This window comes from Pseudomonas sp. S44 (genome assembly GCF_016624805.1).
In the GTDB taxonomy this organism is placed as follows: domain Bacteria; phylum Pseudomonadota; class Gammaproteobacteria; order Pseudomonadales; family Pseudomonadaceae; genus Aquipseudomonas; species Aquipseudomonas machongensis.
Window position 1 is genome coordinate 197,245 of record NZ_JACVTY010000001.1, and the last position, 24,553, is coordinate 221,797.

Sequence of the window (24,553 nt, forward strand, 5' to 3'; positions counted from 1 at the left end):
TGTGTGGTCGCTTAGGGTTATTGGCGCCCTACCCTTGGATGCTAAAAAGGTCAGCAAAACTCGGGGGGCGCAAGATGGCTGTATACATATACAGCTACCAAAGCTCATCCTAGCTATCCTCGATAGCGAGCTTTCACCTCACCTCGCCGGCGCCGGGCGAAGCCCAGGGGCATTCCGGATCTCGATGCCAGTCCACTCCACCTAATCACCAGATGATAAGATGGCCAGCATCTCGTTTGCGCGAACCAGGTATGGCACGGCCTCCAAGGACAAAGGCAGCAAAAGCTCCCGCTTCTAAATCGAATAGCCGGCAGAAACAGGTCGCAAGCCCTATTTCTACGGGTGCACGAGGCGTTGCGTTCGAACATCGTGTTCAGGCGGTGCGCCTACTCGCTATGTGCCTTGGCGATCACTGTGCAGGATTGCGCGAGGGCTTTTTCATCGAGGGCTTGCTGTTCCAAGGCAGGACGTTCGGCCATAACACCGACGATCTGGTGATCCAGGCTGTATCTCCTGGCACCGGCCAGAAAGCAACCATCAGGATGCAGATGAAGCGCTCGCCCAGGGCGACCGCCAGCAACGAAGCATTCAGAGAATCCGTGGGGCTCGCCTGGCTCGACTTCAAAGCGCCGACATTCCAACGAAGTGTCGACGACAACCTGATCGTTTATCACGTAGCCAGCTCATCGCACATGGAGAGCGCTGTGGAGGTTGTGAGGCTTGCGCTTGGCTCGTTGTCACACGATACCTGGTACACCCGCGTTCATGCTGAAGGGAGCAATGATCGAAACAGGGCTGCGTACGCGGCCATTAAAGCCGCAGCTGAGCACTACAATGAAGCGCCTGTCGCAGACGACGACTTGCTACAGTTTGCGCTTCACCTGAAGTTCTTCCCTCACGACCTGGATTCGGATCGTAGCCAAGACGTTGGATTGCAGAAGCAACTGATCCAGTACGCGTTGCCGCATAAGGACAGTGGCGCTGTGTGGGCGAAGCTGGTCGGCGTTTGTGCTGAGCTGAATGGTAGTGGCGCAGAAATCGACCTGACCTCAATCCATTTGCACTTGGAAGGGCTAGCTCAAGATTTTCACAGGTCGCGGCTTATGCGTGACGCCATCAAAGACCTGAGCTTGGGCACCGTAGTTGTCAGCCAAGAGCGTCGCACACAGCTTGCCCCGCTAGCGGAGTACTTGGAGCCCCTGTTTTCAAGCAGCCGCCCTGCCACAAGTACCCTCCTCGCAGATAAACTTCCGCCGGTGAGCCCGGCCTCAGATAACACCCTCGCCTCTCGCCAGCTTGATCGCGTCAGCCAACTCCACAACGATCATCGGTACCGAGATGCGCTTGCGCAGTTGGAGGTGCTCGAAGACGGTCTCCCTACTTACGATGCGCACCAACAGGCCCGCTGGTATTTCCTGCGAGGGATGTGCTTCTGGCACTTGGCGGAGGACGTGAAAGCCGCGGCAGACCTCGAAATGGCTGCCAGCCTTTACCAGGATGATGAGCGTATCGCAGCCGGCCTTGTCCGGGCGTCGATGCTCAAGGATGACGTGCAGAATGCGATCCAGGTTGGACAGGAGGCCATCGCGCGTTTCCCGGACTCATACTCGGTCTGGGTTGCGCTGACCAATGCAAGGCTTCTGAACAGAGAGCAGCTGACGACCGAGGAGATACCTGAGGCATTCCGTGACAAGTCGGGAGCTTGGCAGTTGCTCGCCAGTTCAATGGTTGGAGCCGGAGATGATGAAGGCGCTGTGGATGCCATCCGGACAGCAATGGAGCAGTCAGACAGTTCCATTTTCATACTCGAAAACTATCTCCGGTTTGTCCTTCGATTGGCCACTGCCAACCCCTTCCACGTGAACACGCGATCGCAGCCCCAAGATAGGCGTGCGCTGATCCTCGACGCCATGTCGAAGTTCGATGACCGCGAGGGTGTGTTATGGGCTGAGCAGAGCCCCAGGACAAAATCCGTAATCGTCTTCCACCTGGCTTACGCGCATTTGTTACTGGGGGAGCCAGCTGATGCGCTGAGCATGATTGAAGCTGGCAGACAGCGTGGCGTTCCCGAGGATGAATTAACGGTCAGGGTGGAGTTGGAGGCGCTCTGCGATCTCCAGCGTCACAGTGATGCTGTTGCATGCTGCGCTGATCAAATCCAACAGCTCCCGAATGAAGCGCGGGTGATCTTTGGGCAAGCCTGCCTGATCGCCAACAATCCGGAGATGCTAGCCGCGGCTTACAGTGCTCAGATCAGTCAGCCTGATTCGGATGACTCTCGCAAAGCGACCCGCATGCTGCGGCATATGCACTGGGAGTTGCTCCTACGCCAAGACCAGCACGAGGCTGTACGTGGTGAGCTCGCCCATCTGGGTATCACCCCGCAAAACAGCAGCATCTGTGATGGCGTGTTTGCTGCCCGGGCGTATGCGGGTAACGAGGCGATGCGTCAGGCATACGAGGATCGCATCGTTGGGCTCGCGCCGCATAGCAATGACCTTCTGGATCTATCCATGGCATCCCAATGGATGCTTCATGTGCGACGTTACCGTGACGCCATCGCGATGTTTGAACGCCTCCTTCCAAGAGACTCGTTCAGTCCCATGCACGTTGATTTGCTGCACTGCTACGCGCTCAGTGGTCAGAGAGCGAAGGTTCGAGACCTTTTGGAATCGCTTCCAGGGGAATGGCGACACTCAGCAGATGCACGCCAGGTGGCATTGAGTGTTTACGGCGAGGCCTGTGACTGGCCAAGAATGCACGAAATGGCTGAGTTGCTCGTCGCTGAAAGCCCTGGTGAGGCCGCCGGTTGGCTACTGCTCATTCAGGTTCTGGCGAACGAGAGCCCTGGCAGAATGGATGAAGCTCTGGCCAGATTACCTGCACAGCTAACCGGCTCCGCTCAAGAACACTTGAAGCTGGCCAACGCAGAGCTCAGCAGAGGTCTGCAGGAGCGTGGTCTTGACCGTATCTACCGTGCGATGCGATTGAGTGGGGAGGACGTTGAAGCCGCAGCCGGCCACATTTCTCTCATGTTCCTCGCATCGAAAGAGATTGAGGCCGTTCATGCCCTTCCCTCCACAGTTGAGGAAGGTACCGCTGTCGAACTTGAAGACAGCGCTGGCAAAACTGGATATGTCTCAATCGATTTTTCCTCCGAGCAGCCGCTGGCAACTGCGGGTGAGTTCGTTGCTGCGGACTCGCCACGGGCCGCTCAGCTGCTTGGTTTGAAAGTTGGTGATACCACAACCGTCGGCAGTGTGGTGGGTGAGCAGACGCTAACGGTGAAGCGGATCATCACCCTCCATCGACGCCTGATCGACCTCTCTTACGAGCGTGTGTCCAATTCGGTTGTCCCGAGCAAGACAGTCGTGGCGATGAGTATTCCAACGCGAGAAGACGGCGAGATCGATGCATCTTTCTTCGTCGATCAACTAGAGCAAAAGAAATCTCAGACCCTCAATACCATCAGCCTGTACGGTCAGCATCATGCCACCCTGGCCCTGCTCGCCCGTCTCCTGGGCACGGATGTCATTGAACTGGTGAGGGGCTGGCCTGATGAAGGGGCGCTTCTCCAGGTTTCGACGGGGTTAGGCCCCCACGATGCCTTCCCAACTGGCACGTCCCAGGATCAGGCATGGCTCATTGACCTGTCGATGCTGGTGGAACTTGCTACTCTCGGGTTGCTCGATGTCCTGGAGCTTTTCCCTCGTTTGTACGTCACAGCTGCCACCAAGCAGCTCCTGGACGTAAAGTTAGAGAAATCGGCCCACTATCGAAAGAGCGGTACGCTCTTTTCCCACGATGGCCAGCTTGCCATGCAGGAGCTTACTGAGGACGCCTGGCGCAAGGATCGTGAGTATCTCGAATCAATCGAGACGGCTATCGAAGCATTCTGCCAGGTGGTGCCGGCATACGGGCCACTAGAGGCGTCCGAGCAGTTGCAGATGCTTGAGGACATCCTGGGCGATGAAGACCATGCAGCTCTGCTCGCTTGCCAAGAGTATGGTGCAGGGCTTTTGTCGATCGATGCGCGGTTACGCGATCTTGCCGGCATGCTGGGTATCGTTGGCGCGTCCACTCAAATGTTGCTGAGGGAAGCTCTACGGGCAGACGGGCTGACGCAGGAGGAGTATTCACGAGCCGTAATGCGACTTGTCATGACCAGGCGAAGCTTTGTTTCGGTTCGAGCGGTGGATCTCATCATCATGATGAATCAGGGGGAGACATTTGCGAATTTCGGCATCAACCGCCTGCGTAGCTACCTAGCTGAAGAACACCTCGCGTTCCACACTGCAGTACCCGTGCTCTTAGATTTTGTGTGCGGAATGTTCATGCAGGGTCGCTGCAACCTAGGTGTGATGCTCCAATTGATTGAGTTCTGCTTCGAGCCGCTGTTCAGGCACCCGCACTGTCCAGAAGGGTTCCGTCAGTTGGCCATTGAGCAGGTCTTCCTAAAATTCCACACATACAGAATCAGTCCCGCGGCTCGTCGAGCCATAGAGCGAAGCCTGCAAGCGGCTGAACAGCGAGCGGAGCGTCCTTGCAAGCTGGTCAAGCTGAATGCGGAGATCACCTACGCCTTCGTAGTCCCATTCTGGTCAGAAGTAGCCCCATCGCTGTTGACTGCCACCCAGGTAGAGACCGGAAGTGAGGTGCCTGCGTTAGGCTCGGATGGGCAGCAAACTGAGGAGCGTGGCGCATGACCAGCTCTCGGCATGCGCCCTGTTAGCCTCAATGGACGCTCGGTGTCGTCCAGCCATGCCGTTCCTGTTTGATGCTTCAAGTGGGAGCAGCTCTGAAGGTTCAGATCGGATTGTGTTGTAAGTGACAGAAGACTTGGCGTGTCAGTTTTTGCCACTAAGGGCGTCATAAAACTGAGCTCACCGCTGACCCGGCGTAAGGCCGCGTCGCTCGCTGTCGGAATCGTTATAGCGTTCAATTTTAGCCGTCAGCAATCGCATAAATTCCTCCATCGTGACGACGCAATTTTCATCCTGCCAGTAAAAATTGAGCCTACGGTGGAAAGGATTGGTGCTGAGAGACCCGAATAAGCGCTCTACCAAGCCACCAGCCTTAGGCCCGCGGGATGGCTGCACCGCCAAGTTCAGTCGCTCGCAACATTGCTTGAATGATTCGTTCCCACCTAACTCGCTCGCGTCAACGAAGTACTGTTGAGCTTGGCCTCGGTGTACATACGAAGTGCTATGCACTTGCACTGGTCGACCGAGTGATTGTTCCAAAGCCTTTAATGCCAACTCCGTGGTGTCTTCAGTGTCACCAACCGCGCTTCCTAAAATCCTCATGCTTGTGTTATCACAAATCAATGTCACCCTGGGGCGACAAACCGACCCATCTTCAGCCAAGACTTGAATATCCGGCACGAATACCTCAAGCGAGACATATAAGGTTTCGAGCAGGCTAAAATTGGACTCGAAGGCTTCGAAAATAAGGCCGGCCCGACCAGCTTTTGCGTACCTAACGCTGCAAGTGGTGGCGAGTGTGTTTCCGTCTCCGTCTTTGCATGTGCCGTGGCACGCCAGTACCCAGTGATCAGACGTAGTCCATAACGCTGAAGGCTCGTCGTCATCGGTAGGATGTAACATGCTGAGGGTGCTTTCTTCCCACCCTTCTTCGATCAAACGGCGGCGGACATCGTCATGCACATGCCGGAGATAAAAGTCCTTGAAGCCACGATAGACAGACATCTGAGACATTTTGCACTCCCGCATGATCATCTTCGCCGCTTGCTCAAGACCCTCTAGGCATGCCGTCAGGAAGGGTTCTGAGGCGCCATAAATGTTCACTGCCCGTTCAGCACCCAGTTTAATGTTGAGCACCAGTGCTTCGGCATCTCCGAGACTATGACAGGGCTCAGCAACACCCTCCTCCTCAATTGATAAAGCAAAGGTTTCATACCCCAGACAGCCCGCTATCACTTCATTTAGCGCGGAGTAGTCCACTTGTGCATCTCGTAGGGCGAGAATGGTTGCGGCGTGATCAGTTGCCAGAGCCATAAGGGTCGTCATAGCTGCCTCTGTCTAAAAAAACGGTACCGATGTGGTTGTTTACACTGCCGCCCTCACATGACTCATAAAGCAGCTATTTGGGGGGCTGCCCATTCTCATCCGTCTCGCTCAGATCGTATGGACTCCTGGGTTCCAGGCTATAATCAAGGATGACGCCTGTTTTGGAGTCTTGATAAGTAATCAGTTTGCATTTCTGCTCTGCCGCAGAGGAATCTGCGTCGGCGAACAGAACATCTATGGCTGTGAAGTCTATCTCCACAACTATGGGATCATTTTTCATCTGACCTACTCCATGCACTCATTGAAGCCATGTAGCAGACTTGCTCATTGGGCGTCGTGGGGTTGAGAGTAGGCCGTCCGCCAAGCCTGTCAAGGTGACTTTCATTGTTCGTCAATGCATAGCCATTGCAACTAAAGGCGCGGCACGAAACTATGTAATAACAATATAGTGCTAATGCGCCATCAATTTTATTAATAGTATGCTAAGTGTATTTAATAGATGGGGCTTCAATCCTCTTTCAGAATCAATGCATTGCAAATGCGAGCCCCAGAAACAGCAAGAGTTAGTCAACTAAGTGTATTTAATTCTTACTGAGCGCATATCTCTCCGACGGGTTTACTGGTGCTATAGTGAAAATCTTTTATGGTTGGCATGTGAATTGAAGAAAACAATAAGCGCAGTCTATGCTTGATGTCGCGTGCAGACAACAAACCTTAATAGATGACCGAGCCGTCGATTGCCATGATGGATCTGAACGCCACGCCATGAGCCTCGAACCCCAGCTTTGTCCATTCTGACCTGTAATCTAGGCAATCATGATGATGTCCATGCACGACCATTTTTGCACCCATTCCCTGGGCGAGCTCTGAATCGCCCCTTGTTTTGTAGACTTATCTAACGACAGCAATGGGTCGATAGCTGTCTTAGGGCTGGGCGTCTGCATCACGAATTGGCTTGAGCACTACGCTCCCGCCTATCAACTCAAGGGTCAGGGAATCACCGATTTGCAGGCCCATGCGTTCGAGGACATCGTCGGGTAGGTCAATGATTACATCCCCAGAACCATCACCTGGATCTTGGCATTTCACTGTCCGCACGGATTCTTTCATAAGGAGCGGCTCTTGTTGGGCTGATGGGGAGCCTCCATCCTACGCCCACATGCCTACAACTGGTAGCAGAGGGCACCCAGGCCCAGCCTGGCAGGGCTAGTCGACCATTGGCGACGGTTGCGTTGCGCTAATCTGCAGCATCCTGTCGTTCCGAAGAGCTCATGGTGGACTGCTTCGGGTCGGCAGCGTTCTGAGCCGCACGATTTAGCGCCAACTGCTCTTGCATCCACTGCCCGGCCAACTTGAATTCTTGCATCATGTCGATGAACTCTTTTTCAGTCAGAGCTCTGGGAATATCTGCCCTCAAAGTGCCCCTCCAAGCAGCGAACCGGTTGGGAGCAGAATACGTGATTTTCAGACCGGCATCGCGTCCGCTGCGGGACATCGCCTTGGTAGAGTCGGCGGAAAACTAAGCTATAGCTTAGATTTTCTAGCCAGCCGAGACATAAACCGCAAAAACTAAGGTAAACCTTAGATTTTAGATCCCGATCCTATGCAGTGGGTTGCCCAACAGAATTGACGTTTGCTCGGTCGTGGGGAGCCCTTCAAAACCGCAGCTGGAGTCCAGGGCCCAATCGATAACCGCGGTTCTACCCGCATCGTTATCACCAACAAAAGCAGTCACCCATTCGTTGAACTGGATTTTCAACGCATGACCGCCTTGGCCGAACTGGCGGAAGTTTCGATTTTCAACGCCGAAAGACGGCCGCGTAACCCGCCCAAGTCGTCAAGTTTCATTTACCATGCTGTCGACCCAGGCTAGGTACGAGCAGGCCTAAAGCCCCAAAACACAGAGGTACCTTTCGTTTGGCAGCAAAATCACTAACCGCCCGGGAGGCCTATCAAATCCTGCGCGACATTGCCCTAGGGGTTCGAACCATACGGCGCATTGGCCAGCAGTCGTGGGTTGAGATCTACTGTGGTTTGATGACCATTGAGAGCGATGGCTGGGTGCTCACGTTCTATAACGACTGCGACACGCTGGACTACTGTGACAGCTGTTACAGCCCAGACGGCCGCGCCTACGTTTTCGATTCGATGCAGTCTACAGCACCGATCCTATTGAGCTTATGAGTACCTGGGAGCGCGCGCAGTTGGAAAAGATGCTGAGCGATGCCTAGGCAGCCACAGCACAATTAGCTGGGATCTACGTGGGCTATTAAAGCGCTCGCCATGAGCGTCATCCCTATGGGCAACTGGCCCGACATCTGATGTAGCTCAAGGTGCCACCCACGGCGAGTCACGCCCCAAACCCATGCTCAACGCGTCTGGCAAAATCGATAACCGTGTCAGTTTCAATTCTGGTTGTGATCATGCTGGCAGGCGCCTTTCCGCCAAACGCTCGGCACGGACATGTCATCCAACGCTGCGCTGCTTCAGGGTCGCCCTTATAAAGGCGTTGTGCTGCGTCGAGCACTTCAAGATAACGGGCCTGGTGGTCAGGTGGCATGGTAGTCATGCGTAAAATCCTTCCGCGCTTTACGTAGTTAGGAGCACACCCCATTCAGCTTACACCCGGCCAGGAGGATCAAGAACGTGATTCGAATGCCCTGGATGATCTGAAACCCCAAGCCTTAGGCAACGGGGCGTCCTAGGGCCACCGCACCAAGTCCAGCTCTTTGATACGGATGGCCATGGCCGAATCCGAGACACCGAATTGCTGGGCCAATGACACCAGGTTTTGGTTGTTGAACCGGGTGCACCGCGCCAGCGCCAGCTCGCGCTCACCGGAATCTTTCGACGCGTAAAGCAGTCGATCAGGATTGATGGGATCGAGGTGATACGCGATCACGTCGCTGAAGCGCAATTGCCCCTTGCAGCAGAACATGAACTCGAACCGTTCCCTCAACAGCTTCTGAGGCATGAGGAAGCAGGCGGCAAAGCGATCTGCTTGCCGCTCTGCTGGTGCACGTGGTGTTTGCAGAGGACTGCCGTCAAAAGCGCGGTCGCGGTGCATGACAGTGTCTTCGTGGAGCACAAGATGGCCGACCTCATGCGCGCCGGTGAAGAGCTGGACTTTGTCACCAAACTCAGTCGCGACGGCGATCTTGTTCGATTGACGATCAATCAGGCCTGCGATGCGAGTGCCGGTGTTGTGTCGGTTGAACTGGGTATCTCCCAGAGTGGGATGCTCATGATAGTCGTAGCCACAAACCATGGCAGCGATCCGGGGGCTGCGCATCATCATCGGCGGAATATCTTGATCCGGCCACAGGTACCGGCGATCACGGTAAATCTGCATGAGCAGGTCAGTCGCTGCTTTCTCGATATGCGCTTCATTCATGGCAAAACACCAGATATAGGCTCTCAAGCACAATCTAGACCAATATGTAGTGCTTTCAATATCTGGCTAACCCAACATATAGGTTTTGCCGATGAACGGTTGAATGAGCCTTCTAAGTCGAAATCCAGCTGATTGCATTTTGCCACCGCTACAGATCGCCGAGCTTCACATAGTGTGCGAGGATTCGGTCACGGCGATGGTCGTTGAGGTGGCTAGACCGTGGTTGGATGCCCCGTAGTGACGATGGATGGATTACAGGAGGTTTACTGGAAACATGGCTTTGGATGTTGCGTTTAGCGTTGAGGCTGGAGATTTTGTCGATCCTGACCGAGCTTATGACCTGTTCTGGGCGGGTGTCATCACCAATAAACGAGCTTTCGTTTGCCCTGGTGCGGACTGCTCAGCCCAGGTGACCTGTGCGAATCTGGATAAGGACGTGCAGAGCATGCGGGTGGTGCCACACTTCAAGGTCTACGGAGACCATAGTGAGGCATGCGGGATCGTGAACGGTAAGGGGATTGACCTGGAGGTTGAGGCGAACGGCCCTGACGGGCAGGAGCGCAGAACGGTCGATCAGTCCATCGTGGACGTGTTCAAGCTTGAGCGTCCTGACTCGTACTATGACGAACCTACCCAGGATCCCGCGGCCGATGTACATGTAGCGAAAAAGCGCGCCAAGAGCACGAGGCCTTACACCGCCAAGCTGGGTGAGTCGGGGTTGGTAGGCCCCATCTACTCCGTCCGCTCGGTGGTCAGTCGGTACATTCGCTACCGATCCGACAACACCTTGGAGTTTCGCCGCATCAACATTGCCGGGCAGGACGTGGCGTACGACAGCATTTTCAAATGCATTTGGGAGCAGGATCTGAATGACCTCCCCGACCACCCTGTCATCTACTATGGCTGGGCCTACATTGACCGCACCAGAAAAAACGATGCATACCGGATCAAGTTCAAGAAATGCTTGATGCGCGGAGCCGAAAGCCTGACGACCTCAAGCTTCGTTTCGGACAAGCTCGTTGAGCGCTACAAGCTCAAGAACCTCATGGCGACCAGGCTTTCAAAGATCTCCCAGGAGTCCAAGCCGACCGCGTTCGTGTTTGTGTACGGGCAGCCCAAAGTCCGTACGTCAAATGGAACAAGCTATGCCAATTTCGAGTTGCAGAACTTGGACATGATTGACGTCAATTACGACTGCCCATTGCCTACCAAGTACGACAAGTAGCGAGAAGCTCAGCCCGCTCCCGAGCATTCGGTTGAAAGTGTTCGGGGCTGTGCTGCTAAGCCAGCCCCAACGCGCTCAAGGCACACCGGTAAGCGCTACCTGCAAGGCGCACCTGTCGTGGTGTTCAGGCTAGCCGCCCTTCCCCGTCAGCTTGGTGATCCAGTCATACGCAGCAACCGCCTTGCTCACTACATCTCCCGAGGTATTCACAAATTCCAGGACTGACTTGAGCCGGGTCAGCTGGCTGCGGTTGATCCGGGTAGTGGCTACCTGCTTAGCTGGTAGAAGGCCTTGCAGTTCTTCGAACAGCTTGTCACGGCTTTCAACCCAATGCTGGGCCAGCTCCGCCACTGATGGGATAAAAAGCCCACCATTTTGAAGCTCAATGATCGGTGCTCGCAGAGTGTCTAATTCGGTTGCCAGCTTCAACAAGCGCGCAATCTGCTCGTCTCTGAGAAATTTTTCAGAATCTTTGAAAGAAAACCGCGAGAGGACGTCTTCTAGGATAACGCGCCCCTGACAGCCTTGGCCCACGTATGAGGTCACCATCCGATGATCGTCTTCGTTCCCATTGTACCGGCGAAGCATCTGATCCAAGATTTTGGATATCTGGCCTGCCTTTGCACCAATGCTAGTGACCAGATCTTGGAGTCTCTCCAACGGCTTGGGCAGCTGGGCCGCCATAGCCGAGATTTGTTCTTTGAAATTCGGGGTGCCATCCACAATCTTGCGGATTGTCACTAGAACCTCTTTGAGTTCTTTTACAGTCCAGTCCTCTCTTAGAGAGAGGACAATGGATTCGTCCACTCCGTGCACCACCAAGCTTAGGCAAGGCAGATCCTCCGGCCCTACCCCGAAAATCTCCATGAACTCCGGGACAAACCTAGCCAAACCTCGTGCTGATGTCTGCGCCACATGTTCTCTATGGTGTGCCCAGTCATCTGTCAGATCTCGAAAGCCCGTGGTGTCGCGCAGCGGAAAAGCGGTGCCTGAAAACGCCCCTACCTCCCCCATGCCACGGTTGAGCCCCACAGCTGAATCTCCGTTGGGATCAAGCAAGATGAAGGCTACTTCGCTGCCAAGCCAAGCGTCTGCCGCTGCAAAGCGGAGAGTCAACTCCTTCAGCTTCTGCTGGTCTTCCAATTCCGGCGCCAGCATGACGCACATGATCCGCTGGTCTTCTTGCCTGGTGTGGAACCAGTCTACGAGCTCTTGGGGCGTTGCGGAGGTGATCAGCATTAGTCTTCCTTTCTAGTGCACAGTCAGATCTGTAAGTATTTGTTCCATGGTGTTCGCGCTACAAAGCGCGTAACCGCGGTGCGGTGTTTTGCTTCAGGTCGCAAGCTCCAGAATCGACCATCCTGCGGCCTCTAGCGCAGCCCTTCGTTTTTCTCCCGTTGTCCCCTCGCCCATGCTGCTTTTGCGGACAGCCAGGCACAGCATTTGAGATGGTCGAGTCATCCCCACATACATCAGCATCATGTCCTTCTTGGCGCTGTCCGGTGGTCGCTTGGCCGCTGCCTTTTGACATTCGAGCCATGGCATGAGCTTCTGAATAAAGTGGGTCTTCCGGAAGGTCTCCAGGATCAGCGTGGCCGCGTGAGTTTTGCCCTTTTCCGAATGGATGGACGACATACGAATGTCGACGCCATCGGTACCATCCTGGAACCGGTAGGTGTTGATCAGTGAGCCACCACTTTCGCTGGCCTCATTGGCAACTGGGGCTGTCACCCAAGCAAGATACTGGTGACCCTCCAGATCTACAGTCACGCCTTCGGCATCATGAAGCGCGGTTGCCACCAGCAGCACTCTCGGAGCAATGATCGTGAGCCAGTCCTGTTCGGTCATTTCAGCCGGCCCGAATAGGATCAACTGAAGGCACTCTCGATACTGTGCGAATGCATGCGGCTTCGCGGTAAGCTTCTCCTCCACTGCAGCGTGGTGTCGACCTCTCAGTTGCATCAGGCTGCCCGGGAACGCCAATGTGCCAAGGTTTATCAGGCAAGAAGCCAACAACTCAACCGCGGAAGCCGCTGTGGCTTCTCTCATCGCGGTACGCCTGGCAACGTGTGCGCCTTCCGCGAATGTGCGAGGCTTGAACGATGTCTTCGTCGTGTCAGACCGGTAGGAAGGCCAGTAATGCTCCAGGGCTTTCGGGTACTGGTTTGCCTTGAAGTTTTCAAGCCGGTGCACCGCCCCCACCGCGAATACACCATCCTTGCGGAAATCCTTCGGCAAGTGCTTCAGCACCAGCTTCCCGAATTCGTCCAATACACCCGTTGCATCGCTATCAGGGAAGACGATGATCGTGTTGGGGATACTGCCTGGCTCCCGCGGAGCACGAAGTCCGATCAGTCCATTCGTGATTGGGACATACGCGAACGGATTGGCGATCGATGCGATGCCCTGATCAAACCGGAAGCTGCTGGAAATCTCCAACTGACGCCCTGGATCAGGGAAGGGATCCTGCAAGGGCGTCTTTTTCTCGAAGATCTCTTGGTTGGGATCGCCGACACGAATGACACGCACATCTGGGTCATCATGAGGAAAGACCCGTTGAAGAACACCCGCCTGGTCAGGTTGGGTGTCCTGCATTTCATCGATCAACACGCATGGGAAGCGCAGGCGCAATGCACCGCCCACGGCCGGCTCCTGGTCGAGTAAGGCGTGCCCTAAAACGAATACCTCATCGAAGCAGAAGTAACCGGCCTTCGCCGCACCGCTCAATGATTTCACCACACTCTTGTAGGTTGCCGTGTGTGGCGCAAAACCAATGTCTTCATCGCCGAGTGGATCATCGAAATCGGCAGACCGGACTCGCAAGTTGTGAAGGCTTTTAAATTTTTTCTCGAAGGCCGCCTGTGCACCTACGTGTTCACGATATGTCAGCTCCCTTCGGCGAGCTTTGTGAGTGGCCTCATCATCGATGGCCTGCAGTGCAATGCCCTGCGAGCGTAACCATGGTGACGCTAGAAATCTGCCGGTGAAGCCATGGATAGTATCGATGTAGTGAGGAAAGCGCAGCAGTCGTTGGCCCACCTCGGTGCCACCAAGGCGTTTCTCGATCTCTTCCCTGGCCGCGTTGGTGTGCGAAAGCACGCAAATACCCTGCATACGGCTCTTCCAATGGCGAGCCAGGATGGCAAGCTTGGCGACGACCAGGGTCGTCTTCCCGCTCCCAGGACAGGCTGCCACATCGACAGTGTCCATGGACTTCAAGAAATCACGGCGGGGCTCGTCCAGCGTATCTAGCCCCATAAGCTCGATGACCCAGTCCACATCTGCGTCAGTAATGGGGGCAACCAGTTGCCTGAGAGTCATTCGGCGGCCTCTTCCAGCGGATCAGTAGAACTTGCCGGTGCTGCAGGCGCCATGAGCGGGTGAGCCGGGCTGGGGGTTGTAGCCAGGGCTGCACCTCCGGTTGCGTACTCGATCGCATGGACAACATAGGTTGGCAACAATCCCCGCAATTTCGTGGCATCTAAGGAACCGTTTTCGAAACCTTGGTCAATGAAGTCGATCAGGTGCTGGGCTGCGATCGCTTTTGACGCCCGATAGAACAGTTTGTAGATCGCTGAGCAACGGGCTTCCTCGGAGGTATGGGTGGTTTGGATCTTTTCGAAGGCTGTCTGCGCCTTCTTCAGCAGGCTGGCCTTGGTTTCCGTGCCGTCGTCGATCTTTTCCTCATAAATGGCCAGGTATGCGGCGTGATGGACTTCCTTCGAGAGCCCCTTGAACGCCAGGTCGTATTCTAGCGTCCAGTGATCGGCAACGAACGTCCGCACACACTGTCCATCACTCTCTCCGCGCTTCTCGCGATGTTCCTTCAGGCCCTTTGCAATGTCCTCCGGTGTGGAGCCGAAGTCTTTTTCAGCGCGCCAGCGCCGCTTGGCGATGTCTGGCCACACCGTCCCCTTGACCCCCTTCAGGCCCCGAATCTCAGGCGCGCAATCGGGCATGACGTCCATGTCGGTAATGCAGGCCGTGGGCACGGTGATCTCGCCCTTGGACGTGTCCTTGCGCTGCAGGATTTTCGAATAGCGCCGCAGGCCAACACCACCCACGTTGATGATCGAAACCCCGTGCTTGGTGAGATCCTTGCCCAACCGACGTGCCAGTGACGGCAGGAGGATCGCTTCCGCATCACCCTCAACGACGAGCAAGCCCTTCGCGAAGAACAGCCCCGCCTTGGTCACATCAAGGAACCGGCTGAGGAAGCGATAATCATCCGGTGCCAGGCAGGTTTCACTCTCGGCGAGCGAGAACGCTCGTTGCCGCTGCATCAGCACCAGGTTCTGCAGCGGTATCTTCGAACTCAGGTTCGGGCTATGGGTGCTCAGGATGACCTGCACCGGTCTCAAGCCCGTGGAGGGCTTTGCCGCAGCTTCGAGGAACTCCATCAATTGGAGCTGACGTTGCGGGTGCAGGTGGGCCTCCGGCTCTTCGATGAGGAGCAGCGGAAGTCCGTCAGGTTCCTTGCCTAGAAGCAGGAGTTCACAAGCCATGAACAACACGTTGTTGGAACCCAGCCCGTAGATACCGCGCGCCTCTCCGGTGGCATGATCCAGCAGTCCGAGCTCCAGTCGTTCCAGGATTTGCTTGAGCTTGGCGGGATCAGTTCCTGCTTCCCCGAAGCCGATGCGACTCGCTAGGGGCTGTCCAGCCAGCGATAGCGGCCGAAGGTACGTATCGTTGATCTCTTTCTGCGCGGAGACGATAGCGCCGTGACGGTTCACCAAGTGGCGAAGGAAATCACCCATGCCGGCAATGCTGAGGGCTTCTGCATCGGTGAGGTCGGTCGGGAGTGCCGCGGGATCAAACGCGTTACCCGCATCAATATTAGGGAAACTGCTCAATACCTGGGACAGCCGGGAATTCCTGCCTGGTGACATTTCTCGCTCGGCATCGCGCAGCGGTTTCAGGTATGCAGTGGCAAGCAGCTGTCGTACGCCCACGTCCAGAGATGGCCCCTCTCCCTGTTCACCCGAGCGAACCGAAATGTCGACCCATTTGCGGGTTGAGGCTGAGGCAACAACGCGGCGAGCTGACCAGTGTACATAGAGGCGCCCCACGCCACCGGTGTAGGTCACATACTCGGCGAAAGCACCCATTTCCGCAGGGCTAAGTCCTTCCAGGGTGCACCTGAGCGTGATGTTTTCCGCCTGGGTGCCGCTGCTGGTGATGTGAAAATCCTCGATCTGCAAGCGAAGGTATTCAGCATCCCGGGTTTGCAGCACGTAACGGATCGCGTCGATCACCGCGGTCTTGCCAGCATCGTTTTCCCCGACGAGAGCGGTCACGCCTTCGTTGAAGCGGATGTTCAACGCATGGTCGCCATGGCCGAATTGGCGGAAATTTTCGATTTTCAAAGCCGAAAGGTACACAGCGCTGCCCCTATCCTGGTTCAGTGGCAGGGAGAGGCTTCGTCCAGCGCCAGCCTGGCTACAATCATCCCTCCCTGGGTATGGTAGCTATATGCCACGAAAGCCTGCCTAAGGCTACTCGATGTGGATGAACTGCAAAGCCCGGCCGTTAAATACCTTCATACCCCGACTCCAGCCATTTATCGGAACCTGGCCCGGGTCATATGGAGGCAAAACAACGCAGCAAGCCAGGTTGTATGGGCGTTCCACCGAAGCGCCGGCACCAGCATGCAGTGATTAACCCGACCAGTTGTCTTGCGGTAATCGATATATTGAACCAGCCTCTTTGATCCGGTGAATCGACGTGCAGAGCACGATGCTCCGCAGAGACACATGCTTCCGACTAAAGGGGGGGGCTTATGGACTCGGTGGATAGCGACGCCCAACACCTACTTGGCCTGATCGTAAGGGCCGCTCAGCTCGATGCCCATCAACATACCGAGCGGCACGATCTTTTACGACAGGCCAGTGCTTTGCTCTGGTGGCTGGAGCCTGGATCTCCTCCCCGCACAATCGCCAACCTGCTCTCCTGCCTCAGCCTGCCGCTGGAGCAGTGGCTGGATAACCGTTTCAGGCAGGGGTATCAAGGCGCGCTCCAGTTCGCCGACGAGCCCACGATGCTGTGTAACGCCATAGCGCTGGAGACGAATCCTCGTGCTGGATGGGAGCGTGTTCAGCAAATAGTGAAGAACGTCCGAGACCTCTGCCGAACGCGCTTACGCGGGGATGATGAGTACCGGTTGTTTCGGATGTTTCTGATTGAGCATGGTGTGGTTGATGCTGACCGAAGCCTCGACTTTCTGATTCCGCTGCAAGTGAGCTTCAACTCGCTGTACGAGCCTATTCCACAGCACCTGATCCGTATGGGACAGGTCTACCTGTGCCCGAGTTGCGGATGGCCAATGGAGATTCACCGTCGGGCTGTGTCTTGTGGCGCGCACTGGTGTGAGCAGACGGTTGGCATATTCCAGTGGATGGAGCATGAGCTGGTGAGTGTCAGAACTGCCAAGGTAATCCAGCCTCACCCCGCCAAAAACAAGTACCGCCTTACCCCGCCTCTGTGGACATTTACCTTGATCCCGGGGCTGCTGGAAATGCGTTTGCTTGATGGCATCAGTCGGATGGGCGTCTCTGCAGAGCTTTGGCCCGAGGTTGATCAGGCTGACCTGCGGTTCACCCTCGTTGATCGAACCTATTCGCTTGATGCCAAAGTTTGGCATTCGACCAAGAACCTTGGGCTGCACTTGGCCAGCACTCCACATGCGGACACGGTCGTTGTCATCCCGGATTACCAGGCGCAGTTCCTGGACACTCTGAATGAGCAGTGCTGGCCCAAGCAGATCATGTCTGAGTCCCAGTGCCTGCGTTGGGTGAAAAAACTATGCCAACGCTAACTGAAAATGCGGCCGCTCTGGCGCTTGGGCTGGCTATCAAGTACATCAGCAAGGAGCCCACTCTTGCTGATGCGGAAGTGTTCCTGGTGGGGAGGCCTCATCTCTGGATGGGCTGGGAAGGCGCTTCTGACAAGGTTCGCGAACAAATTATCACGCTCATCAAGTATCGCCCGGTAGATCTGAATCAGACAGGGCGATTTCTTGAGGAGGCAGGACGAATCATGTTCGGTGGTGGCGAGCCGTTCAGGGTAGCGGGTGATGATCTTCTGACGGAGCTGGGTGCCACGCCACGCCTCAAGGAGACTGATGTCTACTATCTGCAGCCAGGCTTCGACCTGGATGGGCTGATTGAGGAAAAGCTCTGCGCTGTCAAAAGCGATCCGACCCTTGCGTCATGCACCAAATGGCCCGCAGAAGGGCAGATTCTCCTCCGTGAAACTCAGCCTGATGGCTACCGCACTTTCGTGATTTCCGAGGAACAGCGATCCAGGCTGGTGTTGGACGATACCCCTCTGCCCCTGTTGGAGGCACCAAACACCCCGATTTTTTCCTGGGAGAAGGCTTCGCTTCACGAGATCGCCAAGGCACTGGACGAGGCTGGACGAGATCCCGACAACCATTTGCACCAAAGCCATTGCAGCTCCTTGAACTCGATCGTGCGCAACGACGGTTGCGTCGACGCTCAGGCTGGGAAGTTCTATCGGGTCAACGCTCCGACGGGAACGGGCAAAACCGTGGTGATGGAGTTGATGGGCATCCATACGGCCTTGCAAGGGCACCGCGTGGTGATCGCCGTACCCAACCTCACTGACGTACGCAACATGGTGGAGGCATTGAAGCGCGCGGTTGGTATCGTGGCTCCTCACTTGAATATCGCCCCACTGCATTCCCAACGCCGGATAGCTAAAGCGGGCGATTACTACATCGCACGTGGACGCGAGGATCATCCTTACGACTATCGATGCCTGCTGGATGCCTGTGCTACTGACGGGAGCGTGAGCCAGCGCGATGTAGAACCCTGCTTCAATCTGCAAATTCCAGGAGAGCGCCGGGGGCGGGAGACGTTCAAGCGCATTCGTAGTTGCCCGTTTCTGAATCAGTGTGGGAAACGCACCATGCTTGAACAGGCCCTGGCGGCCGACATTGTGGTGGTCAATCACCATGCCCTGATATCCGGAACCACCCGTATCGCTGTCGAAGGGGGTGGCGGTGAATCGAGGAGTCTGCTTGAGCTACTGCTCCGATCGGCTTCGCTGTTTATGGTGGACGAGATCGATGGGCTACTGCTGAGTGCGGTTGATACCAGCGTCTTCGAGCTTCCGTTGAGTAACCACATTGAGCACAGTAGCCTTGCCGAGCTGCATATGGAGATTTTCGGGCGGGACTCCATTCCAGACGTCGATGCCTCGACCTTGTACCGTGCTCAACGAGCCTGCAATGCGGTGATCCTTCATACCACACGCCTCCTCCAGTTAGCCCTCAAGCACCTGACATGGCCCGATCGCGAGACTGTGTGGGAACGTGCTGAAGACAAGATGATTGCTGAGTACCTGGGCCTCGACCCATTGGTGCTCGACGGCGTCTGCGGCTACGGTGAACAGGCTATCCCTCCTCACCTGGTACCGCTTCGAGAGCTCCTGCAGGCTTTCTCGCACAACGACCCGCTGCCGAGTTCGACGGAGGTAGTGGTCAGCATCGGTTCGCTGCTCGATAGCCTGGCGAGACGGAAAAAGTTGGGGCTACGGCTCAATGAGAAGAAGAGCGAGAAGAACGACAAGAAACTCGAAAAGCTCAAGTCGTCATTGGTCATCAGAACGAGTTTGCATTTTATTGAGGCCAGCCTTCGCACCCTTTATGCAGATGTCCCTGTTCTTGCGCGCGCCAAGGTCGCCGCCGCATTGAGGGTACAGCAGGATCTCGCAGGCTCTGCACCCTTCAGCCCTACCCCACTTGGGCCGCTTCAGCGCGTCGTTTACGGCTTCAAACGCAAGCACGAGGGACGTGATACGTGGTCGCTCCAGGTCGTAGCGATGTCCGGCGACCCTCACCGGACGCTTCAATATCTGCCTAACCTCACGTCGAAGATCCACGCCGGGGTGAATCGAACCTTCATCGGCTTCAGTGCCACAGCATTTTTCCCTGGCGCTAGCTGCTTCGACTTGAGTGCCAAGACGCTGATCGATGTGCCGGATGCCAAGGGAAACATCCGCTTCGAGAATGTGAATGTCTCTGTCCATGTATCGGGGGCTGCCCTCGATTCTCGCCTAATCCACGTAAGGGATCTGGCGTATGAACTATAGCCATGGCTTGTCAGTCGCCTGGCAGCGTTGGAGCAAGATCAGGACACGTGTCATCGAGCACGCTTGCTGCTGGTGACGGGAAGCGATGCCGAGGCAGAGCAACTTGCTTCGACGCTCTATGAAATTTCAGGGGGGCAACGGAAGGTTGCCTGGATTCGTGGAGGCAAGAAATCGGATCGGCAGGAACGGTTGCCACTGGCGAACAGGCTCACCTACGACGATCTCGTCGAGTTCGCTGACGGCCCCAATGCGGATGTGCAGTTGCTGGTGAGCTCCATCTATCCAATGGCGCGTGGTCACAACATAGTGACTGCGGACGGTAAGTCAGCGCTGGGTGGTGTGGTTGTATGCGTGCGGCCACTGCCCTCTTCCGATCAGCCAGGTAACAACCTTGCACATCTTTGCTACAGCGTTGGCGAGAGTATTGAACCGTCTGCAACGCCAGGTCTGGCACTCCTGAAAGAGCGTGCCAAGGCAAACCGCATACTCAATGGCATTCGGCTGGCTCCCCCCTACTTTTACAGCCAGCCCAAAGATATCCGGTTCTACACCATCATGAACGTCCTGGTCACACTCACCCAACTGGTGGGCCGTGCCAGGCGTGGCGGCACGCCAGTCACCTGTTACCTGGCAGACGCGGCATTCTTTGACACCCGTTTCACGTGGGCGATGCTTTTGGAGCGGACGATCGAGAAGCTGAAGCAAGATGGCCACTGGAACGAGTTTTCAACGCACCATGCGGGACTCGTGGAGGCTATGACGCTGTATATCGAAGCGGCAGGCCCGCAGACCACCGCAGGCACTCAAGAGAATGAGGGGCTACCTGATGACGATTTCCCTGAGGACTAACCTGTTCCGCTTTGATCCAGATGAGCTGCCTTCCGTCATGCAGTATCGCGCATCGCGAGAGTTTTTAAATGGATGGCAGTTGCTCGCCAATCATTTCGGTAAGCCTTATCTGCCGACTGAGTCACTCGAAGAGATCCTCAGCTACCTCTCAGGTGGCCCGGTATGGGTAAACGCGCAACTGCTCAAAAACCAGCAAACGCCGGTCATTGTGGCGCTGAATCCAATCGAGCCAGACAAACTGAACCGAGCAATCAACGTCTGGGCCCAGCACATCCTGCGTAAAGCAGCGCCGGGCCAACAGGACTTCATCGATCTGCTCGTCCCCGAGGGCCCTGCTCCTCTCTATGCCTCTGACGTCATGCACGATCCTCGACAGTCCGTAGTGGCGTACAAGGTCGTCCCTTGGATGCTCGCGCAGCAATTATCGAGCAAACCGATGGAGTCATCTGTCCCGTTGAACCTCTCGGTTTGCAGTGACGGCTCCCTGCTTGCGTGGGACAGCCCGTTGTTCTACGAACGTGGTGATCGACGCGCAGTGGCCATGCATTCTGTCTCGACGGGTTTGCTGCTGTTGCACAAGGTACCCAGCCAGTACGCCTCAGTTACAGTTCACCTGAGCCATATCCTGTCCGAGTGGCGCCACACCACACACGCCACCTGGATCAAAACAGAACGTGGGATTTCAAAATTCCAGATCCGCACCCTGCGTACGGACGAAGGGCAATTCCAAACCGTGTACACCAGTCCGGCTGCTGAACTCATCCAGCACATGGGCGAAGGTCATTTGCCGGCGCTGGGTGGGGACGAGGTTTCGCTAGCTGGGCCTGTTCGACCAATCCATGCCCATACACCGATTGGCTCACCTATCGGGAGCGGTGTCGGTACGGTCATCCTCGACCAGGCAAGCTTCCACGTCCAGAAAACCGTGACCTCTGCCAAGCCCATGCTGACTCGCTATGTCGGCCGGCTCATCGGTCAGCGGGATAGAACGCCGCAAGAGCCGGCTCGGCCGATTAGGATCGCCGTAGTTACTGCGCACACAGACGTCATGATGCGCATCAACAAGGCCTACGAGAATCTCGAATCAGCGTCTCCAGTATTCAAGGAGAAACCGAAACCCGAAGTGCTGCTGCAACAGATCCAATGCAAAGATGCCCAGCGGGTGCTGACTACCAAGACATCCTCGGCCGATATTCAGAGCTGGTTTTCTCACGAATTGCTGCCACGGCTGAGCGCCTTGGCGCCGGATGCGGCAATCATCGAGACCACCCCAGAGGTGGCCACCAAGGACGATGATGATCCGAAACATGTCTTGCGGGCACTTTGCGCCAAGCACGGAATCTCTACCCAGTTCATTTTTCATCTGCCGCCTCAAGGCGATGGCGCGCCCTCTAAGGGCATTGCTGCTGGACTGAAGGGCCGTCTGCGGAAGGCTAAGATGGAGGAGTCTGATCCGCCTGAGGATTACCCTGCCATCAATGGACTCATCGATGCGATCCGAGGTACCGGATTTGTACCGTTACCGCTGGAGCGCACGGCAGGTATCCCCGTTGGCACCACCGTGGTTTCGATTTATGTCGATTACCTCAGCAGGCTCAACGTCTTTCTGCCCGTGATCACGCGTACCTTGGTGAGCACGCGCGAGATGCAGGTCTACGTGGATGGGCACGGAGGTCAACCGGGGCAGTGGAAAACTTACAGCGAAGGGCTCTGCGCTATCCATGCAAGCCCGAAACTGTTGGATGGGGATGCTGCGAAGCTGATGATCAGGCAGGCACTCCTGGCCCCGACCGCGGTGGCTGACAGCCCGTTGATTGTCTATATCAACGCCGGTGCGAAGCGACTGTACCCCGGCATGAATGACGGCGCCGGCGACGGCTTGCCCCCTGTACCGAAGAACGCCTGGTTGATCCGTACGCGCTCTGATTACCAAACGGCTCAAATGACAGGCGTACATTCCCTCTCGCCTCTGGCACCGATGTACATAGGTAACCGCATCGGCGTGCATCAGGCCGAGCACCAGGATCTGGTGTACTACTTCACGTCGTACTCCAAGACCTTCAACAAAGTGCGGTCTCATCGCTACCACACGCGCTACGACGTCAGTCAGGCGCAGCTCAAGGATTCGTGGCAGCAATTGGGCGTGACGGAGTTTGTGATGATCCAGGAAGGAAACTTTGCGAACAAAGATCAGGTGGCGCTGCAGGCTGGGTACTGGTGCAAGAATGCGCCACTGTGGGACGGCTATTTGCGGCTTCCCTCCCCGCTTCATGCCGCCCGCCAGATCGCAGAGGATCATCCGGTTGCCGAGAAACTGAGGAAAGGTAGGTTTTGATAGCGATGCTTCTGAGTAGGTAGACTTGGCCATCGGATAAGTTGAGCTTCAAGGCGTTACACGGATGGCCAAGAGAACCCGCTACTACGCAGTTGTGTCCGGCAAACCAACCGGGATTTTCAACACATGGGAAGGTGGTGCTGCACAAGCGACCCAAGGGATTCCTGGTGCCGACCACGCATCTTTCGCGACCTTGGAGCTTGCCCTGGAATGGTACCGGCAGAGGGTACCTGATGGGGCACGCTACGCCTCCCCCGTCATTCATTTCGAAACAAGCGATATTGTGCCTGAGGCGCCGCACCAGGCGCTCCAGACATCGCTAGACGGCATGGCATTTGGTCAGCATGTCGTCTTCACCATATGCCACCCTGAGACCAATGAGCCTTTCTATGTCGGCGAAACCATAGACCTTGAGCGCCGTGAAGCCCACTACCTGGGTTCCGTCAGCCGAAAACCCAAAGGTGTCTGCGTGAAAATTGCAGAACTCCTCGCCCAAGGGATTACCCCAGTGTTCCAGGTAGTTGAACGTGTCGACTCTAAAGAGGCTGCGTTGGACGCCAAGAGTAGGCTGTACAAGCTCTACGTCCAGAGGGGGCTGACGCTGTACAACCGGACGCTGGAGCACCGAGAGATACATCAGTTGTACCACGCGCCGGCAGTCCCGTTGACGGCCCCCATTGGCGATGCCCCCGTCTACCTAGGCCCTCACCTTCAGCCGTCCCGTGAACATTTGAAGCGTCGCGTGAAGGATCACTTGAGCCTCAAAGCACCTGGGCTGGTGTCGAATTCGCAAGCCAAGGAATACCTAGATCTCCTCTGGGCGGCAACCCATGCCGACCTCGAAGCTCTCAGCTTCTATGCGGTGGCGACGGAAGACGGCCCACGACTGCAAGCCAACTTAGTCAGCGGCACCAGCATTGATTTCGATTACGCCAACGCGATTGATCGGCTGCCTTGAGCACCAAATTGGTTGCGTCGGAGTTGAGGAAAGGTCGGTTTTGACTGTGCCGAAGATGATGGGGCAGTAATAGCCCCAAGTGCGATCTGAGCTGCTCCCGGACATGGATAAAACTGCCGTCTGAGCATGGCATTCCCGTTTTGGGTATAGCGAGGTCAAGTATCGCAAATGTCGGCGCGCCGACATCCGCCTTGTGGATCCGGGTCAACACATCCAGGCCGGGAACCCGGCGAAAGCTTTTCAGTGCACCATTCACGATAGAGATGAGAGACTCACCATAATGTGCAGCAGCGCAATGCCAGATCTGCGTCTCCTGCTCAACCTTCACCACTAGACTCCAGACTCTCCGAACCGGGCGCAATATTCGGCTAAAGCGTGTTTGGATACCAGTAGCTTCGCTGCCCTCTCTCCCTTTTGGACGTCTTATGTACGTAGAGCTGGATCTGAACCACAACGACCTCGACGCCCTGCTCCGGCATTGCCGGGAGTTTGCGCCAAGCAGCGGGGACGCGCGGGAGGATGGTCGTTTGGCCGACGCCTTGGAGACACTCGCTAACGCCCTGGAGCATGCCTCGAAACCTGATTCCACTCAGGCCCAGTCATGAGCGCAATGGCCTAGGGGTACATTTGTACTCTTACGGCTCAT

14 protein-coding genes and 1 pseudogene are annotated in these 24,553 nt (G+C 56.0%); 8 read left to right on the plus strand and 7 right to left on the minus strand.

The features are described 5' to 3' along the window. The first annotated feature begins 380 nt into the window (after positions 1 to 380). Positions 381 to 4,706, plus strand: a complete 4,326-nt coding sequence (locus IAE40_RS00790) for a tetratricopeptide repeat protein (RefSeq protein ID WP_200602419.1) — start codon at positions 381 to 383, stop codon at positions 4,704 to 4,706. A 177-nt stretch (positions 4,707 to 4,883) separates the two neighbouring features. On the opposite strand, the gene IAE40_RS00795 is transcribed toward IAE40_RS00790, so the two are convergent. Continuing rightward, positions 4,884 to 6,029 (minus strand): hypothetical protein, encoded by a 1,146-nt coding sequence (locus tag IAE40_RS00795; RefSeq protein ID WP_200602420.1) that lies wholly within the window; start codon positions 6,027 to 6,029, stop codon positions 4,884 to 4,886. 924 nt (positions 6,030 to 6,953) lie between these two features. Beyond that, entirely contained in the window at positions 6,954 to 7,139 is a 186-nt protein-coding gene (locus IAE40_RS25665) for an AbrB/MazE/SpoVT family DNA-binding domain-containing protein (protein ID WP_234465016.1), read from the minus strand. 807 nt (positions 7,140 to 7,946) lie between these two features. Between IAE40_RS25665 and IAE40_RS25670 the strand changes: the two are divergent. Then, a pseudogene (locus IAE40_RS25670) lies at positions 7,947 to 8,260 on the plus strand (DUF7693 family protein). A 119-nt stretch (positions 8,261 to 8,379) separates the two neighbouring features. On the opposite strand, the gene IAE40_RS00800 reads toward IAE40_RS25670, so the two are convergent. Continuing rightward, on the minus strand, positions 8,380 to 8,598 hold the full coding sequence (locus tag IAE40_RS00800) for an MbcA/ParS/Xre antitoxin family protein (RefSeq protein WP_119369909.1): 219 nt from the start codon (positions 8,596 to 8,598) through the stop codon (positions 8,380 to 8,382). Positions 8,599 to 8,730: 132 nt separating this feature from the next. Further along, complete coding sequence (locus IAE40_RS00805; protein WP_200602421.1) at positions 8,731 to 9,423, minus strand: ImmA/IrrE family metallo-endopeptidase; 693 nt, start codon at positions 9,421 to 9,423, stop codon at positions 8,731 to 8,733. Positions 9,424 to 9,697: 274 nt separating this feature from the next. Between IAE40_RS00805 and IAE40_RS00810 the strand changes: the two genes are divergently transcribed. After that, entirely contained in the window at positions 9,698 to 10,648 is a 951-nt protein-coding gene (locus IAE40_RS00810; RefSeq protein ID WP_119369907.1) for a hypothetical protein, read from the plus strand. 129 nt (positions 10,649 to 10,777) lie between these two features. Here IAE40_RS00810 and IAE40_RS00815 read toward each other — a convergent pair whose 3' ends face one another. The 3 genes from IAE40_RS00815 to IAE40_RS00825 form a co-directional block, all read right to left on the minus strand. Beyond that, positions 10,778 to 11,887 (minus strand): hypothetical protein, encoded by a 1,110-nt coding sequence (locus IAE40_RS00815; RefSeq protein WP_200602422.1) that lies wholly within the window; start codon positions 11,885 to 11,887, stop codon positions 10,778 to 10,780. A 93-nt stretch (positions 11,888 to 11,980) separates the two neighbouring features. Next, positions 11,981 to 13,969, minus strand: coding sequence for a UvrD-helicase domain-containing protein (locus IAE40_RS00820; RefSeq protein ID WP_200602423.1), 1,989 nt, complete (start codon positions 13,967 to 13,969; stop codon positions 11,981 to 11,983). After that, positions 13,966 to 16,032, minus strand: coding sequence for an ATP-dependent nuclease (locus tag IAE40_RS00825; protein WP_200602424.1), 2,067 nt, complete (start codon positions 16,030 to 16,032; stop codon positions 13,966 to 13,968). The genes IAE40_RS00820 and IAE40_RS00825 overlap by 4 nt, the downstream gene beginning before the upstream one ends. 398 nt (positions 16,033 to 16,430) lie before the next feature. Between IAE40_RS00825 and IAE40_RS00830 the strand changes: the two genes are divergently transcribed. The 5 genes from IAE40_RS00830 to IAE40_RS00850 all read left to right on the plus strand — a co-directional run bounded on the left by IAE40_RS00830 (position 16,431) and on the right by IAE40_RS00850 (position 23,907). Continuing rightward, a complete protein-coding gene (locus IAE40_RS00830; RefSeq protein ID WP_200602425.1) occupies positions 16,431 to 17,465 on the plus strand; it encodes a restriction endonuclease-related protein in 1,035 nt (344 codons plus the stop codon). Further along, on the plus strand, positions 17,453 to 19,765 hold the full coding sequence (locus IAE40_RS00835; protein WP_200602426.1) for a hypothetical protein: 2,313 nt from the start codon (positions 17,453 to 17,455) through the stop codon (positions 19,763 to 19,765). The genes IAE40_RS00830 and IAE40_RS00835 overlap by 13 nt, the downstream gene beginning before the upstream one ends. Before the next feature lie 63 nt (positions 19,766 to 19,828). Beyond that, on the plus strand, positions 19,829 to 20,614 hold the full coding sequence (locus IAE40_RS00840; protein WP_200602427.1) for a hypothetical protein: 786 nt from the start codon (positions 19,829 to 19,831) through the stop codon (positions 20,612 to 20,614). Then, entirely contained in the window at positions 20,592 to 22,949 is a 2,358-nt protein-coding gene (locus IAE40_RS00845) for an RNaseH domain-containing protein (protein WP_200602428.1), read from the plus strand. Before IAE40_RS00840 ends, IAE40_RS00845 begins: the two co-directional genes overlap by 23 nt. Positions 22,950 to 23,013: 64 nt before the next feature. Beyond that, positions 23,014 to 23,907, plus strand: coding sequence for an RNase H1/viroplasmin domain-containing protein (locus IAE40_RS00850; RefSeq protein ID WP_200602429.1), 894 nt, complete (start codon positions 23,014 to 23,016; stop codon positions 23,905 to 23,907). Positions 23,908 to 24,553: the final 646 nt, after the last annotated feature.

Bases quoted from the DNA above. Each gene is read 5' to 3' on its own strand.
- IAE40_RS00795 (WP_200602420.1), bottom strand. From the start codon at position 6,029: ATGACGACCCTTATGGCTCTGGCAACTGATCACGCCGCAACCATTCTC.
- IAE40_RS25665 (WP_234465016.1), bottom strand. From the start codon at position 7,139: ATGAAAGAATCCGTGCGGACAGTGAAATGCCAAGATCCAGGTGATGGT.
- IAE40_RS00800 (WP_119369909.1), bottom strand. From the start codon at position 8,598: ATGACTACCATGCCACCTGACCACCAGGCCCGTTATCTTGAAGTGCTC.
- IAE40_RS00805 (WP_200602421.1), bottom strand. From the start codon at position 9,423: ATGAATGAAGCGCATATCGAGAAAGCAGCGACTGACCTGCTCATGCAG.
- IAE40_RS00810 (WP_119369907.1), top strand. From the start codon at position 9,698: ATGGCTTTGGATGTTGCGTTTAGCGTTGAGGCTGGAGATTTTGTCGAT.
- IAE40_RS00815 (WP_200602422.1), bottom strand. From the start codon at position 11,887: ATGCTGATCACCTCCGCAACGCCCCAAGAGCTCGTAGACTGGTTCCAC.
- IAE40_RS00820 (WP_200602423.1), bottom strand. From the start codon at position 13,969: ATGACTCTCAGGCAACTGGTTGCCCCCATTACTGACGCAGATGTGGAC.
- IAE40_RS00830 (WP_200602425.1), top strand. From the start codon at position 16,431: ATGGACTCGGTGGATAGCGACGCCCAACACCTACTTGGCCTGATCGTA.
- IAE40_RS00835 (WP_200602426.1), top strand. From the start codon at position 17,453: ATGCCAACGCTAACTGAAAATGCGGCCGCTCTGGCGCTTGGGCTGGCT.
- IAE40_RS00845 (WP_200602428.1), top strand. From the start codon at position 20,592: ATGACGATTTCCCTGAGGACTAACCTGTTCCGCTTTGATCCAGATGAG.
- IAE40_RS00850 (WP_200602429.1), top strand. From the start codon at position 23,014: ATGGCCAAGAGAACCCGCTACTACGCAGTTGTGTCCGGCAAACCAACC.